Below are 18,897 nucleotides of genomic sequence, written 5' to 3'. Positions count from 1 at the left end.
GTTTATAATGTATAAGAAGGAAATCTTTTGCGCGGAGGAACGTTATGCTGCAACATTCAATTACGAAAGATGAAATCATGGAAATCGCCAATGAATTTTTGAAAGGACTGGACCCACAGCAAGCATCTGATAAAGAACAAGTATCAAGTGCGCTTCAGCTCTACCGTAGCGGCCTCGTGTATAACGTTGATTTTGATGGATACACATTATCGGGGACAGTCGAAACCGATGGGGATATTTATAGTGTAAACATTCCTATTCGAAACGTGTCGGACAGTTATTGCGATTGCTTTTCACCGACACAATGTAAACATATGCTCGCTGTATTACTCTATGCAGCCGCAAGCTTTGGGCAAGTGGGGGACATTCTAACTTTATTTAAAAATAAAAGTAAACCTACTCTCCCGCCTATTCGCACAGCACGGCAAATGTTGCAAACGACAACTTTTAAAGATACAGATGATAAAAGCTGGCTTGCTTATTTTGAATCCGAGTACGATACTTTCGCAAAAGAACATAAGCGCCTATCATACAAACAAATGTATTTTCTGATGAACATTTTTGCAGAGTTTTATGTGAAAATTGAACGAAAAGCACCGCGCATTGTTGCGGTTCACGAACTATTTAAACTGAGTGCAGCGCTCTTTTCTTTCCAAAAGCTGCTTGAGGAAATACAAGTATTTGAAGAGGATAAACTCTATTCCTATCATCAGCCCATCAATATTGTGAGGCTCTTTGTTGATAAAATCGAAAGCATTGTACGGGATTTAAAAACTGAACCGCTCCCAGATGCGCTTAAGCCGCTTTTGCATAGCGCAGCGGAAATGTTACATACAATTTTCTTTTCGTCCCCTTCCTATACACAGGAGCGATTCTTTATTTATCGTCACATATGGGGAGAGCTGTTCGCAGAACAATCTAGAATAGAAGAGGAACAAGAGCGGATTGATACAAAAATTCATCCCTTATCAAAAGCACTTGCATCCGCTCACCTTCTCTTTCTACAACAAAAAGATGCAGAAGCAATGGATGTACTAAGAACACAGCCACCGCAAGTTGTTGGACTTTACTTCGACTGGCTTGAAGATTTATTAAATTCCATGCAATGGGAACGAGCAGAACAGTGGCTATCATTCACTTACAAGCGAGTAAAAGAAACGATAACCGCCGAGCACGATTCATACTTTGTGAAAGATGTTGTCCGTTTATTTATGATGATGTATGAAACATATGCCACGCATACGAACGAACAAGCTGGCTATGAAATGATTCTTCAAGAATTATTGCCGTATAGTCTCGTAAGCTACGAGCAATATGTGCTTGCTAAAAAGCAATATCACACATGGACAGAGCTTCATTTACTATATGGATTTGAAGCGATTGAATTGTTAAAAGAACCGTTAAAAGAAGTTGAAAAAGAAGCGCCAGAAGCTGCTCTTCCTCTCTATCATTATGCAGCAATGCAAGCCATTGAAGAAAAGAACCGAAAATCATATCGCAGAGCGATTCGCTACTTAAAAAAATTGAGAACACTTTACAAAAGGCTCAAAAGAACAGACGAATGGGATTACTTCATTATAATGATCGCCTCTTCTCACTCACGGCTACGGGCATTGCAAGAAGAACTGCGGAAAGGAAAGTTAATCCATGACGACACAAATTGACATTACCATTCGGCTCGAACGAATGAAAGAAAACTGGTTTCTTTGGGCAGAGGATGAAACAGGAAGCATCTTGCCCCTAAGCAGTTGGAAACAACATGCGTTCACATGGCACTCCACTTCTTTCTACGGAACATTTTTGCAAGAAGGAACATATGAACAGCGAAGCGGTATCATTTTGAGTGCTGCCCAAGCATTTGAATATATCGCCAAAAGGCCGGTAAATTCATTTACGAAGTTGCAAACAAGCGCAAGCATTACCGAACTCAAACCAGTCGCTCAGCAAGCTTGGGAAGCTTATACAACAGGAAACTTCCTTCCAGACATAAAACACTGGAATCAATATCCATCCTGGAAGACCGCTCATGAAGAAGAAATGGATGAAACAGTGCAAAAGCTGTTTTCGGAAGCAATTAATGAAACACTTCGGCATCATACTCGTTCTGGCGATGCATGGGAGGATGCCAAGCGCCTATATGAGCATTATGATTTTACGAAACGACAACTTGAAACGGCTATTCACGAAAACGATTGGCTGCGTAAAATTGGCTATATTGAGGATGATCTACCATTTGCAATTGGGATTCGATTACAAGAACCAGAGAATGATTTTGAAATGTGGAAGCTTGAAACGATACTAACACCAAAACGCGGTACGCAGCGAATATCCGTATATACAGGTACCGATTCGCTGCCAAAAAGGTGGATAAACCATGAAGAACGTATTATCGAAACGCAAGAAGGTTTCGGTAAACTTGTACCTTGGCTAATGGAAGAAGATGTATTTCGGAGTGAGCTATACGAAACAGAAGCATGGAGCTTTTTAACAGAAGCCAGCAATGAATTATTGGCAGCTGGCGTTGATATTTTACTGCCATCATGGTGGCAAAACTTAAAAGCAAATAAACCAAAGCTGCGTATCCAAGTGAAACATAATGCAAAAACAGGGCAGGCATTCTTTGGAATGAATACGCTCGTAGATTTTGACTGGCGCATTTCCACAAATGGCATCAATCTATCAGAGGCCGAGTTTCTTGCGCTCATTGAACAAAACAGGCGTCTTATTCATATAAACGGGCAATGGATGAGACTTGATCCAGCATTTATCGAAGAAGTGAAGAAGCTGATGAAGAAAGCAGACAAGTACGGCCTTGAAATGAAAGATGTCGTGCAGCAGCGGCTACTTCGAAGTGCAGACACAGAAGTAATCGAAGAAGAAAATCCATTTGCAGATATGGAATTTGAATTCGATGATTATTACGACAAACTATTTGAAAGATTGCTGCACATCGGAGAGATTCCATCTACCAATGTGCCGGCTTCCTTACAAGCAACATTAAGACCATACCAGCAGCAAGGTGTCGAGTGGCTCCTCTACTTACGAGAGCTAGGATTCGGTGCGTTGCTAGCCGATGATATGGGACTTGGAAAAAGTATTCAAACAATTACCTACTTACTATATACAAAAGAACACAACCTAAAAACAGGCCCAGCACTCATCGTGGCGCCTACATCAGTCCTCGGTAACTGGCAAAAGGAATTCGAGCGCTTTGCACCAAGCTTACAAGTAAAGCTCCATTACGGCAGCAACCGGGCAAAGGGAGAAGACTTGCCTGTCTTCTTGCAAGATGCCGATGTGATTCTTACATCCTATGCGCTTGCACAGCTTGATGAAGAAGAGCTGAACACACAGCTATGGGATGCGATTATTCTCGACGAAGCGCAAAATATAAAAAACCCGCACACAAAACAATCGCGTGCGGTTCGGAATTTACGAGCAAATCATAAAATCGCGTTAACAGGAACACCGATGGAAAACCGTTTATCAGAGCTATGGTCTATTTTTGATTTTCTAAACCACGGTTATCTTGGCAGTTTGCCGCAGTTTCAGCGCCGCTTCGTGACACCAATTGAAAAAGATCGCGATGAGATGAAGATTCAGCAAGTGCAGCGTTTAATCGCACCATTCTTACTGCGCCGCACGAAGCAAGATAAGGCAGTTGCCTTGAACTTACCGGATAAACAGGAGCAAAAAGCGTACTGCTCGTTAACAGCAGAGCAAGCATCACTCTATGAACAACTCGTTCAAGATACATTAAAGAACGTAGAAGGATTAACTGGTATTGAGCGCCGCGGGTTTATTTTGCTCATGTTAAATAAACTCAAACAAATTTGCAATCATCCGGCTCTCTATTTAAAAGAAGACACGCCAGCAAACTTAATTGAGCGTTCTATGAAAACAGAAACATTATTACAACTCGTGGAAAACATACGTGACCAGCATGAAAGCTGTTTAATTTTCACGCAATATATTCGAATGGGGAATATGCTGCAAACATTGTTAGAAGAACATTTTGGAGAGCGCGTCATCTTCTTAAACGGCAGTGTGCCGAAGAAAGAACGCGATAAAATGATTGAGCAGTTCCAAAACGGACAACACGGCATTTTCCTGCTTTCTTTAAAGGCAGGCGGAACAGGTCTGAACTTAACCGCAGCCAACCATGTTATTCATTACGACCGCTGGTGGAACCCTGCCGTTGAAAACCAAGCAACAGACCGTGCTTATCGAATCGGTCAAAAACGATTTGTTCATGTGCATAAGCTCATTACAACAGGAACACTTGAGGAAAAAATTGATGAAATGCTAGAGCGGAAACAATCGCTTAATAACGCAATTATTACAAGCGAAAATTGGATTACAGAGCTATCAACAAATGAGTTGAAAGAATTACTAGGTGTATCCGTCAATTAGACAATAACAAAAAAAGTATGTATGCCACGGCCTCTCCCAATATTCTACCTGGGAGAGGCCGTGAAGTTTTTCTTGGAATCGCTCCTGATTATACAATGTAACATAGCGTAATACATACGTTGTCAAAACAGTTTCCTCGCCTAGAATGACTCCTTTTTATATCTAATAGTTCTAGTTGTTTCAAATAACTTTTAGATATCCATTGGAACCCTTGTTCAGAATGTAAACGGGTTTGCGATGATTGTTTCATTCCCTTTAATTGTTCTAATATAGAAATCATAAGATTTAAATCATTTTATAACTTATTTGGTATGCTCCCTATTTCATTCAACCCTTGATTTTGAACGTTAGATAACATTCTTCTCTTCATCTATAGAACTATGAGCAGTTTTACATTTAGATACAAAATAAGAAATAATAACCAGAATAGTAATCATCATGGTTAAGAAAAACTGTGAACGCATAGAATCAATGAATGCCATGGCAATCAGAATAACGACCATAGCAATAATCGTTACGTATGTTAAGTAAGGAAATAGCCACATTTTTAGCTTCATTGCTTCTGGATTTTCTTTTTCCAACTTTCTTCGCATACGTAAATGCGAAACAGCAATAACAAGATAAACAAGTAGCGCAATAGCTCCAGACGCATTCACTAAAAAGAGAAATAATTTATCCGGAGACACAAAATTAAAAATAGAACAGATGTAGGCAAAAAATGTACTTGCTAAAACAGCTCTTACGGGTACACCATTCTTACTTACCTTTAAAAGTGCACGTGGCGCATGCCCATTTTGAGCAAGAGAAAACAGCATACGAGAGTTCGTATATAGAGCTGAATTTAAACAAGAAAGAACTGCGACTAGAACGACGACATTCATAATTTGGGCGGCAGCTGGAATACCAATCATATTAAGCATTGTTACATACGGACTTTCAAGCGACTCAGCGGAATTCCAAGGGAGAAGAATAACCAGTACACTCACTGAACCAATAAAAAAGAGTAGAATACGCCAAACAACACTATTGATTGCTACAACTACTGATTTTTCCGGATTAGATGATTCTCCGGCTGCAATTGCTGCGATCTCCGCACCAAAAAATGAGAAAATAACAGTGATAATACCAACAAAAACGGAAGCAAATCCCTTCGGCATAAATCCTCCGTGTTCTGTAAGATTAGACAGCCCTGGTGATTCAACTCCTGGGATAAAGCCAAAGATAATCGCTACCCCTATACATATGAATGCAATTATTGCCACAATTTTAATCATCGAAAACCAATATTCAAATTCACCAAACGATTTAACGGAGTAAACGTTTGTGAGCGTTAACAAAAGGGTTAAAATTAAACTTACTAACCAAATCGGCATGGAAGGAATCCACCCATGAACAATCGCTCCTCCTGCTGTTGCCTCGATAGCAATAACAATCACCCAGAAAAACCAATATAACCATCCAATGGTATAACCCGCCCATGGTCCAATCGCTTGTCGTGCGTAGGTGGAAAAAGAACCACTGTCTGGATTCACGACCGCCATCTCCCCAAGCATACGCATGAGTAAAACGATAAGCAAACCTGCTATTGCATAAGAGAGAATAGCACCAGGGCCCGTTTCGTGTATAACCGCCCCACTACCTACAAATAAACCTGCTCCGATAATTCCGCCAAGAGAAATCATTGTTACATGCCTTGATTTTAACTGTTTCTGTAATTTGTTCTGCTGTTGCTCCATTATTTTTATCTCCCCCAAATACTTATTTAACCTACTTTATGCAATTTTTATGCAAATTTTCAATAAATTCAGAATATATTACAACTACTGCATCCTATCATTATTATTTCGATATATTTCGTATTTTCGCAGTGTAAAATTAAGTCTAATTAGCATTAACTAAGTCGATTATGACTTATATTCTTTTGGGTACCGGACCTTAATCCTATTTGGACAGATTACTATCTTCAGCTGGCCAAAATATTAGCTTGAAAGGCATACAGCGGAGTCCCTATTAGTTGTCTTTTTTGTTGTGTATTTTTTAAATTGGAAATAAAAAATCCCCCTAGATAAACAATAAAAAAGAGCCCATCATACGAGATGGACTCTTTTTTATTGTCTACCTAAAGGGGAAGGATTTAGCTCCTTTTTCTTTTCCAAATCAGACTGCTTATTAAGATCCCCGTGAAACCACCGCACGTATCTAATACAGAATCCTGCCACATCGGTGTACGGTCGCCTGTAAAGGCTTGATGAATTTCATCCATGCTCGCATAGGAAGCGACGAGAAGCAGCGCTAACCCAAAAGCTTGTTTTCGCTTGAAACCACACTGCAGTAAAGCTAGATACGACAGCGCACCAAGAATACCAAACACAGTAAAATGAGCACCTTTACGAATAAAAAATTCGATAAAACCGCCTACCCCTTTGTTGGCAATGCTAACAGGTGTACCGCCTCCATAATCAATAGATACCCATGAAAAATGTTCTTTCACAAACTCTACATTCACATATTTTGTGATATCCGAACGCATATCTTGCTTCTTATACGGCTGAGAAGAAGAATAAAAAATGACTCCCATCCATAATAAAACGGGAATCCAGAATAACCACTTACGATTCATATTTGAAACTCCTTGTCCTATTTGTCCCGCTATTCGCGGGCAGTAAGACCCCCACTGCTGGAAGTTTCACTTTATCCCGCACTAACGGGCAGTAAGACTCCCACCTCAAGATTCAGAGAAAGCAAAGAAGATAGGCGGGAGATAACTGCCCGTAAGAGCCCGATTGGTTCAACTAACCATCAGTGGAGGGGAACCCCCCCACCGATGGAAGTTTCACTTTATTTTAAGCGTACCAAAAAATAGAAAAAAATTCACGCCAAAAATATGACTTTACCTCCTATATATAAGACGAAAAGGAGGTGATAAACATGGCGATTCAAACAATTGTATCTGATATGAGCTTACGTCTTGTCCTAAACGGCGGCACAGACAAAAACGGTAAAGCCATCATGAAAAACAAACAATTTAAAAATGTAAAAACAAATGCAGACTTAAACAAGGTGCACGAAGTCGCAGCTGCAATTGCATCTTTACAGCAGCATAAGCTTGATGCAGTTCAGCTTGTAAGCACAACTGACGTATCCAACCAATAAAGTGAAACTTCCTTCTGGGAACGTTTTTTCCCCAAAAGATTAGTTGAACCAATCGGGTTTTTACGGGCAGTTTGCTTCCCCCCGCATCTCCAGCTTTTACTGCCCGCAAATAGCGGAATAACAAAAGGAGGTTATAGCAGATGGAAGTACTAGAGCTCATTTTCTTAAAAGAAGACGGTAAAACGACAACTTTTTCTATCGAGAATCCAATTACACCTGTAAACGAACAAACTGTAAATAGTGTCATGGATACAATCGTATCCTCTGATATCTTTCTCACACTTGGACAATCTGCTCGTAAAAAAGGAGCAAGGCTTGTCGAAAAGACCGTTTCTGAAGTAAAAATCAACGCATAGTTAAAAAGAAAGAGGAGTTCAGCTTTTAGGCTACTCCTCTTTCTTTTTTGGCATTTCAATTGGTATAAAGATATGTGAAATACCAACTGAGACGTATTTATAGTTTTCTTTCCCTATCGTAAACTCTGTTGTATATGTCGAAAAGAAAATATAGTCATTACGCTTCGTATAATGATCGATGAGTAAACCAACTTGCGGCTCTACATATTTCTTCGCTAGTTTCTTTCCAAGTGTAGCTAACTCACCAAAAAGCCCTTCTCCGTTTTCTTTCTCTACTTCCGTCAATTTCTTATGAATATCATTGCGCGTCATAAGCTGCTTCGCTGCCCAGTCCGTATATTCTCCTTTATTCGGATTACTATTAGCTAAATATACGAGAAGCACTGCAGCCAAAGCGAGGAGTACATATTTCCATTTCATATTTCTTCACCGCCTATCTCTTCTATTTTCATTTATATGAGATTTCATTGCAAATTAGACAACCTGAATGCTAGAAAGTGAGACTTCCATCAGTGGGTGTTTTTTCATCCTCCACCTAGCTTCTTTATTTCCTTAGAATCTTGAAGTGGGGGCCTACTGTCCACAAATAGCGAGATGATGAAATTCATAATCCAATATTTAACATAAATTTACAAATATTTTAATTTATCTTTATATTTTAGTTTTATAATTGGCAATGTAATCCATTATAACGATATATGAGGAGGCATTTACATTGGAATTAGTTGATCGGTATGAAATTTCAGCACATACAATGGCACTGGAACCATATGCTCATCCATTTTATCAGACAAGAATTTCGGACACACGAGGAACCTTCTTCTCAGCAAAAACACCACTACAGCTCATTCAAGAAAGTTGCCTTATGAGAAACTACTCTACTTATGAAGGAAAACGACTAGCCATTCGAAACTGTTGTCAGTTTAAACAGAACATCCCAATCCCTATCGATCATCAGCACTATATTTGTGCGATTCCTACAAGGTCACCTTCATCTTGGTCATGCTCCTGGTTATTCTACGCTCATATTGAAAAACTTGAACGTCATGATTCTCAGCACACAAACGTCTATTTCCGTAACGGCACGACACAAATATTCCCGATCAGTTTCCACCAAATGAAGCTTCAATGGATAAAAGCTGGTCATATTTTAGCGAAGCTCAACCTTCTAGATAAGATGAAATTTTCATCAACAGAAAATTTCTCCCCCCTTCATTGATGGTTATGAGTATGTCTTACTGTCCGTTAATACAAATAAACACGATGACAAAAGTTAAGACATATAGCAAAAGGAGACAACCTTATATGTTGCCTCCTTTTTATTTTATTCTTTTGCCGCATACGCTCGCATTTTTTTCAGCGCTTGCCGATATATCCAGCGTGCTTGGTGATAAGTCATGCCTAGCTCAGTTGCAATCTCATGCATCTTCTTTCCCCCGTAGAAATGCTCCATCAAAACAAATCTTTCCTTCGCCCCTAGCATACTCATATATTCAAACACTTCCGTCTGCCTCTCTTCACCGCCTATATTTTCTAATATATTTTGCTCCGTGCAAGTTTCCCGGTCTTGAAAACGGCGCTCCTTCTTTAACCGTTCTAGCAAATAACCACGCACCGTTACAAGCGCATATGCCGGAAAACGTCCCTTCTCTTCATCATATTTGTCATACGCTCGCCAAAGCGCAATAAGCCCGCATTGGTAATACTCTTCATAATCCCGGTAAATACAAAGCTTCTTCATTTGATTTTTAATCATCTTCTCATACAATGCTACTGCCTCTGTAAAGGTAACTGGCTTCATGTTCAGCCCATTTCTAAAAGGCATGCCTCTTTGTTATTCCGCGGTACCCTTACCTTATAAAAAAACATGACAACCTTCACCGCATTGCATTTCATGATAGACAAACAGAATTTCAAATTTACCTAAGCAGTATTTAAAATTCTGCTTAGGTAAATTTGAAATTCATAGTAATTTTATCTTCGGCACCAATATACGACAAAAAAACGGCTCTAGATGAGCCGTTTCCGCTAATATTACCTATTTATCCCGCATTAACGGGCAGTAAGATCCCCCACAAGATTGAGAAAGAAACGAAGAAGATAGGTGAGGGATAACTGCCCGTAAAAGCCCGATTGGTTCAACTAACCATCAGTGGGGATGAAAAGAATCCCACTGATGGAAGTTTCACTTTACTTCATCGTTGGAAATAAACCGCCAAGCGCTCCAAATCCCAATGATAGAATAAAGAAAATAACAACAAGAATCGTAGCTTGTTTCTTGCTTAAACCAGCTGTAATCTGTAATCCTAAGCCTGTTACAACCAATCCCCAAATTGTGAAGACTTCAAATGATTTTGCAATACCGTGCACAACACCGCCGGTAGAAGAAAATATTGGTCCTAAACCTGTATACATTTCTTTACCCGTTCCGCCAAGCACCATAGCTAAAATATAATTTACAAGTAAACCTAGCAATGTAATAAAGCTTGTATACACAACAATTGTTAATAATTTTTTATAAGATGTATCATTGCCCATAAACATCATCAATACTTTATACACAGCTGCACTAATAAAGAATCCAATTATCATACCAATTAAACCAAAAACAAGTCCCACACCTAAACTTACAGCTAATGGTGGAGCTGCAGCACCGAGCTTTGCATTCGCTTGAATTCCCTCTGGCGATTGAGAATAAACATACACACCAAGTACAGCAACAATCCCAGCTAATACAGCTAATAGCCAAAATGCACCCCAAACCGCATTACTGTTCTTCATTCTTTCAAACTGCAGTGCTGGTGATGTAATGATTCCAAATAATGATGGCTTCTCACCGCTTGCCTTTTGCGTATTTACATTTGGTTCCATAAAAAAAACCTCCTTTATTTTCATACCCGTTCTAACGGGTGGGTAATCCCTACTTTTATAAATAGGAATTAACCACCCACCAGAACTGGGTGTTATAAAGAAATATCCAAGAGTCTTCTATTATTCATAACGCAGCGCTTCGATTGGATCGAGTTTTGCTGCTTTGTTTGCCGGAATTAATCCGAAAATAATACCGAGCGTCATCGAGAATAGGACGCCACCAAGCACAACTTCCCATGAAACAAGCGGTGGCCATTTTGCAAAGGTAGAAACGATATAAGCGCCTCCGTATCCAAGACCAATTCCAATCAAACCGCCAAGAAGTGTTAACATCACAGCCTCGATTAAGAATTGAAGCAAGATTTTCCCGCGCGTTGCACCGAGCGCTTTACGAACACCAATTTCACGCGTACGCTCTGTAACAGATACGAGCATAATATTCATAACACCAATGCCGCCAACGACAAGGGAAATACCCGCAATACCGCCGATAATCATCGTCATAATACTTGTTACTTTCGAGATGCTTGCTTTCATTTTCTCAAGATCAACTACTTCATATTTACCTGGAATATCATTTGGTTTTCGGTCGTTTAAAACGCCAATTGCTTTTTTCCCCGCTTCTTCTAATTGATCAACATTTTTTGCTTGCACCGCAATATTTTGAATTTCACTTTTTCCATATAACGTTGGCCAAAGAGAAATCGGAAGCAACATTTCTGACATTCCCATCCCCATAAATTCATTATCAGATTTATACACTCCGATAATTTGCAGCGGCTGTCCCTTTACTTCAATAATTTTCCCAACAGGATTTTCTTTCGGATAAAACGTATCCTTTGCTTTCGTACTAATCATTGCAACGTTATTACCATGTTCAACATCTGATTCATTTAAAGAGCGGCCTTCAGTCAATTTGATTTTATTCACCGCAAAATATTCACTATCAAGTCCAATAATACTAGTCATGTCTTTTTTATCATTAATATCAAGTGGTTCCATACCCGTATTCGTCGTAACAACATGAGCAATCTCTGGCAATTGTTTCAGTTCAAGAATATCTTCTTCTGTTAATTCAGGACGTTGTCCCATTCCCGCTGCAAATGGATCATCGATATCCGTATGAAATTGAAGCGGAATGACATTATTACCTATACCGGCAAATTGAGACTTCAGCATTGCTTCCCCGCCTTGTCCGATGGCAACGACAGTAATAATAGAACCAACGCCGATAATAATCCCAAGCATCGTCAGTGCCGAGCGTAACTTATGAGCTAGAATAGAAGAAAGTGCAATTTTTATACTATCTAGTAAACTCATACGGCCCACCTTCTATCTTCTGTAATTCTTCCATCTCTAAGCACAATGCGGCGAGACGAATACGCAGCAACTTCCTCTTCATGTGTAACCATAACAATTGTTGTACCTTCTTTATTAAGCTGAGTGAAAATATTCATAACTTGCTCACCGGATGTTGTGTCGAGCGCACCTGTTGGTTCATCGGCCATAATAAACGTTGGGTTGTTCGCAATTGCGCGCGCAATTGCCACACGCTGCTTTTGTCCACCTGACAATTCATTTGGCAAGTGATGCACGCGATCTGCTAATCCAACCTTTCCTAATGCCTCTAATGCTCTTTCACGGCGCTCTGCTTTCTTCACACCGCCATATATAAGAGGCAGCTCCACATTTTCCACCGCCGAAAGACGAGGCAATAAATTAAAATGCTGAAACACAAAGCCGATGTATTCATTTCGAATGAGTGCCAACTTTGACTCATCTGCTGTTAAAATATTCACGTCATTCAGGATATATTCGCCTTCTGTTGGACGATCGAGACAACCGATAATATTCATAAGCGTTGATTTCCCCGATCCAGACGGCCCCATAATAGAAACGAACTCACCGCTATCAATCTTCAAACTAATATCATGTAAAATAGGTACAGCTAAGCTCCCCTGATAATACGTTTTAGAAATATTGTTTAAGGTAATCACTTTTTCTTCACTTCCATTCCGTCAAACACTTTATCGGAAGGATTTTCAACCACCTTTTGTCCTACTGTTACGCCTTCAAGCACTTCCACCCAATTTCCGTCGCTTGAACCTTTCTTCACCATTTGCTTGCGAAGCTTTCCTTTATCTTCTACATATACAAATGCATCATCTTTTTCTTCTACGATACTTTTGCTAGGAACTGCAACCATTTTCTTATTCTCTAAATTTACTTGCAGCGATACATGATATCCTGGTGATAATCCATCTTGTGAATCGAGTGTTGCTTTATATGTATAATAAGACATATTTTGTCCTGCTTCTGCGCCTGCCATAGCTTGTGCATTGACGTCAGCACTTGTTGGATATTCACTTACTTCAGTAATTTTTCCAGTCCATTTTTTCTTTGGAGCTGCTTTTGCTGTCACTGTAACAGTTTGATCTTTTTGAATTTGTGATTTTTGCAGTTCAGTTAATGTTCCTTGGACTTGGAACGGATCTTTAGAGGCGATTTGTAAAAATGGCTTTCCTTGGCCACCCATTGATTGCGCGGAACCTTGCGTTGCATCTTTATCAAGCTTTTGCACAACACCTGCAAAATTACTGTAAATCGTAAGTTCACCTTGTTTTTTCTTCAGCTCATCCATGTGGAGGCTTCCTTTTTCTTTTTCAAGGTCTGCTGTTTTTTGCGTCATTTCAAGTTCACTTAATTGCGATTCTAACGGCTCAAGTACTGCTTTCTCTGCTCCGCTATCCTTCGCTTTTTTAATATCTTGTTTCAATGAATCTATTTTTTTCTTTCCTTGATCAGAGCGCATAGAAGCCATTTTTTGGTCAATTTCTGCTTGTTGCATTTGCAGGTTAATTTCTTCATTATCATAAGAGAATAACTTATCCCCTTTTTTCACTTCTTGCCCTTCTTTTACAGCAATATCTTTCACTTTTCCTTTTGCCATATCAGCATAGAAGCTTTCAATATTCCCTGGTTTCACTTGACCAGAAACTAACTTTGTATTGTTCAGCTGACGTTCTGATACTTTTGCAAACTTAATATCTTCTGCACTGCCTTTTTTCTTACTCTGCATAATAAAAATATTTACAGCAGCAACAATTACAATAAGAGCAATAATTCCTATCACAATCCACTTTTTCTTTTTATTCGGGGTATGAACGGTATCTGGTAACATATCTCTTCTCCTTTAATTTAATTTATTTATATAATAAAATTATATAAATTTTTCCAAAAACTATCAACAGACATCTGACGTTTCGCAAATTTCTATTACATAGTTTGACATTTCCATTATAATTGTAACAAATACTTTAATTTTTTGAAATTTTTATTTTACCATATTCTTGCATAAGACCAACCTTCCATCAAAGTTTCTTACATTCCCTCTCCTATTTTCTTAAACAAACGTTTGATTAAAGACAAAATAACACAAAAATCTGCAATTTCTTCTTTCTATTGCACAAGAATTTACATTTGCGTTACACTTCTTATAGATATAAACTAGATTTTTGTCGAAACATATAGAGAGAGAGCTTTCGGATAATGGAGGGACATAGGTTGAATACAGTTGAAAAAGATCCGCTGAAACAAGCTCAAGGTCTCATGCTTGAGATGATGGTCGCGCTTCACGATATTTGCGAAGCACATCAAATTCCGTACTGGCTGACAGACGGTACGCTGCTTGGATCAGCAAGACATAAAGGATTTATCCCTTGGGACGATGATGCAGATATCGCTATGCTGCGCGAAGACTATGAACGCTTTGTGAACGTTGTTGCTGCAAACTTGCCTGAGCCGTTCAAAGTAGAAACCGTAGAAGAAAACACGCAAGGAAAGCATAACTGGCTGAAACTTATTTATTTAGATGGATTTGAATGGATTGATTGGGACGGCGTGAAGCGAAAAGGACTTTCCATTGATATTTTCCCGTTTGATTACGTACATGAAACGAGTAAAGTTCAAAAGCTTGTTCATCGCTTAGCGCGACTTGAATATCCAATGAAAATAAACGGCGTCAAAGACTTCATCTGCCGCACAATTAACAACATGCAAGTTCAAAAAATATATGCGAAATTCACTAAGAAATCCAACATCGTCACATACGGCGTAGAAACACCATTCTTTGGCTGGGCCTATTTTGAAGTGGATAAAATCTTCCCGCTTCAAAAAGGAATCTTTGAAGAAAAATGGTTCCAAGTACCAAGCGATACGCATCAGTACTTAACACTGTTGTATGGTGATTATATGAAGCCGCCAGCAGAAAGCGAGCGCCGCATTCATATGGGGAACTTACAATTTACAGAAGAAAACACAAAATAAGCCGATTTCTCCTTGTGAGAAACCGGCTTTTCTTTCCTATACTAAACAAGCAATCGCTTCTTCTACCTTCTCTAAATCCTGCACAGAATCAATTTCAAAGCTGTCGTTGCTGCCAATTTTGTATAAATGAACATTTAAGCTTTGAATATTATCTTTCACGATATTATCCCAGTACAGCTCGCTGAAATCACCGTGCGTAACTACTTCCTCTAATTTCTTCACAATATATGCACCGTCTTCTTCTGACCAATAGGAAATACCACATAAGATGTAATCATTATCACCATCGCCAATTTCAATGTCATATACTTTGCGATCTTTATCGTGCTTAATAATCCATTCATTATGGAAGTCACTCTTCTTCGCACTAAAGTATAAAGATGACTCTGGGTTTTCAATAAAGATATTGCGATGTAAATACACATCTGCATCCATCACATATGCATCCGCTAAATAGTCACGTACTAAGTACATCGTATAAATGTTATTGTACACATCGTACTTATCATTATGCACAAGCTTGACGTTATATTTCTCCACAAGATAATCGAACTTCTCTGCTAAATAACCTGTTACAACAATAATTTCTTCTACGCCTTTTTCTTGTAAATACTCAATTTGTCTCTCTAGCATCGGTTTTCCGTTCACCTCTACTAGCGACTTTGGCGTTGTTAATGTTAATGGACGCAGGCGCGTCCCCATGCCAGCAGCTAAAAGAATCGCTCTCATGCTGTTTCACCTCGATATTTCTTTGATTTAATAAATTCATCTGGATTTGCTACCGTTAAGATTGATCCGATCAAAATCGCCACGCAGCAAATAATAAGCTTCCACGAAAACGGTGATCCAAGCGCTACCATTGAAATGACAACTGCCCAGGCAGAATACGTAATATTTAGCGCCATCGCTCTTGTTGGACCAATTTCATGAATCGCTTTGTAATAGCACACGTATGATGCTGTTCCGACTAATGCAATGAACAGAATTAAAATAAACTCTGCACTCATGATGACTCCCTTTGTTAAGAAATGACCGCCAAATGCCGGTAAAATGACAAGACCGTACGTCGTTGCTGACACAAGCTGACGAATTTGCAGCGCTTCTTCTGGTGATACTTCTTCATCTTTCATACCGTATGCACAAATGACACACTCAAGGCCCCAGCCAACGGTACAAATTAATGCAAAGATAAATCCTAACATATAATTATCTGACGTAAATCCATCACCAGTAAACCCAAGAATAATAATAAATACGATACTAATTAACAATCCAAACCAGTTCGATAAACGAAGGCGATCCTTCAAGAAAATAAACGCTAAAAATGCACCAATAGCTGGATATACAGCCGAAATCGCTGCTGTATATGAAGCACCGATATATTTAACAGCTAATACATAAAACGTCATCCCAATCGGTCCGCCCATAAGCGCGCCAAGTATAACGAAGCGGCCGCTTCTCGTTTTCAATTTCGAAAGGGCTGTCTTCAATTGTCCTTTCATCGCCATATACAGCATCATCCAAAGGCTGGACATAAAATCATGTAAAAACGTACTGACTAGCGGTGCAAGAAAGACCACTTGCTCCGTTGCCATCATCAATTGTGATGATAACACAATTCCAATTAAAACTGTATCCAAAGCCCAAGCGAACCCAGAAAACAATCCATAAAATGCGCCTTTACTTCGCTTTATCCCCATGATGTTCCCCCTCCATTATGCTCCATAAAAGATTTGTATATGTTTCTTCGCACGGTTATAGCGGTCGATACCATACGTACCGAAATCGCTACCCTTCGCTTCTTTAATATTCGTCCAAATGCTCCATAAGAAATCTTGGAAGATTTTATTCATTAAAATACGCGTCTTATGCTCTTCTTCTACATTTCCATTAAAATAGTAATCTAAAAATAACTCTTCCTCTTCTTGTGAGAAATCGCACTCTAAACTATGCGCTGCTAAATCCCACATTGGATCGTTCATACCGCCGTATTCCCAGTCAATTAAATAAATCTTCTCTTCCCCGCTCTTCACGAAGTTCTCAGGAACCGTATCATTATGACAAGCTGTTAATGTAACATTCATCTCTTCATACATAGCTTTTAGCTTCATCACAGCGTGCTTTACTTCTTCATAATCATCGAAATTACGACCATTTACTTTCTGTAATAAACCTTCATAATGTGCCATCTTCTCAAATACATTAAACGTATTGTGCATCACAGCACCAGATGTATGTAGCTGTTTTAGCACAGCCGCTGTTAACTGCATATTATCACTGCGCTTCGCTGTTTTCGGATTTAACGTTTCCGCATTAGGAATTAACTCTGCTACTTTTACGCCTGTTTCTTCATTAAAGTAAAGAAGCGCCGCATCAATGCCAAGTTCGCTTGCTACATTCGAGTTCACCATCTCATCATGGCGACTAATCATCTCTTCCGTGCCGCTTCCTGGAATACGAAGTACATACTCCTTCTCCAATGCCCGCACTTTAAAGTTTGTATTTGTCATCCCGCCAAATGGCTGAATATCCGTCACCTCTTCTGGTGAAATTTGAAGCGCTTCTGCAACGTGACGTTTAATTTGCTTCTCTTTAAACTCCGCTTCCTTTCGCTTCAACTGATGGTACACTTTATTTTGCACATGTTCATATTGCTCATTCGTATCAATTTCTGCCCATACAACACTTTGCAGCTTCACATATCCGATATCATACGTTCTCGCAACATCAAGAAGTAAATACTCATAGTTCACATACGAGTTTTTATTATGACGAAATGTCTCTAACATCTTCGAGAACACATCATAAGAAATTTTCGAAACACCAATCATCTCGCCATCAATACGGTTTAACTGATGGATATCCTTTGAAATCTTATACAAATGTCCGTTCTGAATCTCAACGAACGCCTCATCACCAGAGCCGCTCTCGCTTGTAATTAATACGCAATCACGTTCTGGGTATTGCAGCACTTGTGAAATCGCGCGCTCTTCAATGACAATATCATCTTCAATTAATAAGAAATCGTCTGTAATCAATTCACTCACACAAGCAAGCGACGCCATCGATCCCGTCCACTTATACTTATGGTTCTCTGTGAAATGCACACCGCTATGATTCACCCAGTTCTCAAATGCTTCTGGCTGATACCCTGTCACAATAACAACCTTTTCAATTCCGTTATTTTGCAGGACATCTAAATGACGATCAAGAAGTATTTGCTCCCCAACCTCTAACAAACAAGATGGCTTCCCGATTTCTTTTCGATTCCCAGCTGCCAAAATAACCGCTTGCGTCACTTTCTTATGACCTTGCTGCTGATGCATGCGAATCTTCTTTCCTTGAAACGCTGCAAGCTCCTTCTGCAGGAGCGCAATCCCTTTCTCATGCAAATAATAGCTCATACGCTTACCAGACTTCTTGCTATAAATCATCTCTTTGTCCGTTAAATCATTCATAATATAATTCACTTTACCAACCGAAATATCACAACGCTCCGCGATCTTCTTCTGACTCATCTGCGGCTCTTTATTAATAATCTCTAATATATTTAACACATGTTGCATACCGATAGCCTCCAACATTAAAAATGCGTTCAATTTTTGAATACATTAATTATATTATCATCGATGGGATACTATGTAAATCTTTTGTAAAGGAAATATTAGGATTGTAAAAACCATCATAAAAGCTTAATATAAAGATTTTATGTATACCTGCCAATGAAAAAATTGTATGATGAGTGAGGGATAATTTATATACCATAAGGAGGAACAGC

16 protein-coding genes and 2 pseudogenes are annotated in these 18,897 nt (G+C 39.2%); 6 read left to right on the top strand and 12 right to left on the bottom strand.

All coding sequences use genetic code 11. From position 1 onward, the window contains the following. Positions 1-44 precede the first annotated feature (44 nt). Together WAX78_RS10605 and WAX78_RS10600 are read left to right on the top strand one after the other, a co-directional pair. Positions 45-1,664 (top strand): SWIM zinc finger family protein, encoded by a 1,620-nt coding sequence (locus tag WAX78_RS10605; protein ID WP_336482240.1) that lies wholly within the window; start codon positions 45-47, stop codon positions 1,662-1,664. Next, positions 1,648-4,413 (top strand): DEAD/DEAH box helicase, encoded by a 2,766-nt coding sequence (locus WAX78_RS10600; protein WP_336482239.1) that lies wholly within the window; start codon positions 1,648-1,650, stop codon positions 4,411-4,413. The genes WAX78_RS10605 and WAX78_RS10600 overlap by 17 nt, the downstream gene beginning before the upstream one ends. Here WAX78_RS10600 and WAX78_RS25175 read toward each other — a convergent pair. From WAX78_RS25175 to WAX78_RS10590, 3 genes and pseudogenes are all read right to left on the bottom strand, one after another. Further along, positions 4,393-4,708: pseudogene (locus WAX78_RS25175) on the bottom strand (IS3 family transposase); the annotation flags it as partial. The gene WAX78_RS10600 and the pseudogene WAX78_RS25175 overlap by 21 nt on opposite strands. Positions 4,709-4,814: 106 nt before the next feature. After that, positions 4,815-6,149, bottom strand: a pseudogene (gene gabP, locus WAX78_RS10595) (GABA permease); the annotation flags it as partial. A 398-nt stretch (positions 6,150-6,547) separates the two neighbouring features. Beyond that, positions 6,548-7,033 carry a VanZ family protein gene (locus tag WAX78_RS10590; RefSeq protein ID WP_336482237.1) on the bottom strand — a complete coding sequence of 162 codons (486 nt, stop codon included), beginning with the start codon at positions 7,031-7,033 and terminating at the stop codon, positions 6,548-6,550. 308 nt (positions 7,034-7,341) lie between these two features. On the opposite strand from WAX78_RS10590, the gene WAX78_RS10585 reads away from it, so the two are divergent. Continuing rightward, positions 7,342-7,566 carry a DUF1659 domain-containing protein gene (locus WAX78_RS10585; protein WP_336482235.1) on the top strand — a complete coding sequence of 75 codons (225 nt, stop codon included), beginning with the start codon at positions 7,342-7,344 and terminating at the stop codon, positions 7,564-7,566. A gap of 140 nt (positions 7,567-7,706) precedes the next feature. Further along, on the top strand, positions 7,707-7,922 hold the full coding sequence (locus WAX78_RS10580; RefSeq protein WP_336482234.1) for a DUF2922 domain-containing protein: 216 nt from the start codon (positions 7,707-7,709) through the stop codon (positions 7,920-7,922). 30 nt (positions 7,923-7,952) lie between these two features. Here the strand turns inward: WAX78_RS10580 and WAX78_RS10575 are convergent, their stop codons facing one another. Beyond that, on the bottom strand, positions 7,953-8,342 hold the full coding sequence (locus WAX78_RS10575) for a DUF4359 domain-containing protein (RefSeq protein ID WP_336482233.1): 390 nt from the start codon (positions 8,340-8,342) through the stop codon (positions 7,953-7,955). 295 nt (positions 8,343-8,637) lie between these two features. Here WAX78_RS10575 and WAX78_RS10570 point away from each other — a divergent pair, with 295 nt between their 5' ends. Continuing rightward, positions 8,638-9,141 carry a competence protein ComK gene (locus tag WAX78_RS10570; protein ID WP_336482232.1) on the top strand — a complete coding sequence of 168 codons (504 nt, stop codon included), beginning with the start codon at positions 8,638-8,640 and terminating at the stop codon, positions 9,139-9,141. A 105-nt stretch (positions 9,142-9,246) separates the two neighbouring features. Here the strand turns inward: WAX78_RS10570 and WAX78_RS10565 are convergent, their stop codons facing one another. The 5 genes from WAX78_RS10565 to WAX78_RS10545 all read right to left on the bottom strand — a co-directional run bounded on the left by WAX78_RS10565 (position 9,247) and on the right by WAX78_RS10545 (position 13,974). Further along, positions 9,247-9,723: a sigma-70 family RNA polymerase sigma factor gene (locus WAX78_RS10565; RefSeq protein ID WP_336482231.1), complete on the bottom strand. Its 477-nt coding sequence runs from the start codon at positions 9,721-9,723 to the stop codon at positions 9,247-9,249. 389 nt (positions 9,724-10,112) lie between these two features. Beyond that, on the bottom strand, positions 10,113-10,793 hold the full coding sequence (yknW, locus tag WAX78_RS10560; RefSeq protein ID WP_336482230.1) for a YknW family membrane protein: 681 nt from the start codon (positions 10,791-10,793) through the stop codon (positions 10,113-10,115). 120 nt (positions 10,794-10,913) lie between these two features. Next, positions 10,914-12,113: an ABC transporter permease gene (locus WAX78_RS10555; protein WP_336482229.1), complete on the bottom strand. Its 1,200-nt coding sequence runs from the start codon at positions 12,111-12,113 to the stop codon at positions 10,914-10,916. Then, positions 12,110-12,790 (bottom strand): ABC transporter ATP-binding protein, encoded by a 681-nt coding sequence (locus WAX78_RS10550; protein WP_336482228.1) that lies wholly within the window; start codon positions 12,788-12,790, stop codon positions 12,110-12,112. The genes WAX78_RS10555 and WAX78_RS10550 overlap by 4 nt, the downstream gene beginning before the upstream one ends. Further along, entirely contained in the window at positions 12,787-13,974 is a 1,188-nt protein-coding gene (locus tag WAX78_RS10545; protein WP_336482227.1) for an efflux RND transporter periplasmic adaptor subunit, read from the bottom strand. Before WAX78_RS10545 ends, WAX78_RS10550 begins: the two co-directional genes overlap by 4 nt. Positions 13,975-14,357: 383 nt before the next feature. Here WAX78_RS10545 and WAX78_RS10540 point away from each other — a divergent pair, with 383 nt between their 5' ends. Then, positions 14,358-15,119, top strand: a complete 762-nt coding sequence (locus tag WAX78_RS10540) for a LicD family protein (protein ID WP_336482226.1) — start codon at positions 14,358-14,360, stop codon at positions 15,117-15,119. A 36-nt stretch (positions 15,120-15,155) separates the two neighbouring features. Here WAX78_RS10540 and WAX78_RS10535 read toward each other — a convergent pair whose 3' ends face one another. Genes WAX78_RS10535 through WAX78_RS10525 form a run of 3 tightly spaced genes read right to left on the bottom strand, consistent with a single transcriptional unit; the run spans position 15,156 to position 18,685 of the window. Next, positions 15,156-15,848 (bottom strand): sugar phosphate nucleotidyltransferase, encoded by a 693-nt coding sequence (locus WAX78_RS10535; RefSeq protein ID WP_336482225.1) that lies wholly within the window; start codon positions 15,846-15,848, stop codon positions 15,156-15,158. Further along, a complete protein-coding gene (locus tag WAX78_RS10530; protein WP_336482224.1) occupies positions 15,845-16,819 on the bottom strand; it encodes a DMT family transporter in 975 nt (324 codons plus the stop codon). Before WAX78_RS10530 ends, WAX78_RS10535 begins: the two co-directional genes overlap by 4 nt. Positions 16,820-16,834: 15 nt before the next feature. Beyond that, positions 16,835-18,685, bottom strand: coding sequence for an NTP transferase domain-containing protein (locus tag WAX78_RS10525; protein ID WP_336482223.1), 1,851 nt, complete (start codon positions 18,683-18,685; stop codon positions 16,835-16,837). Positions 18,686-18,897: the final 212 nt, after the last annotated feature.

Origin of the sequence: Bacillus yunxiaonensis, from assembly GCF_037104695.1 — a bacterium.
Taxonomy (GTDB): Bacteria; Bacillota; Bacilli; order Bacillales; family Bacillaceae_G; genus Bacillus_A; species Bacillus_A yunxiaonensis.
The sequence above is the reverse complement of the archived record's forward strand: the minus strand, read 5'-3'. Positions and strand labels throughout refer to the sequence as shown.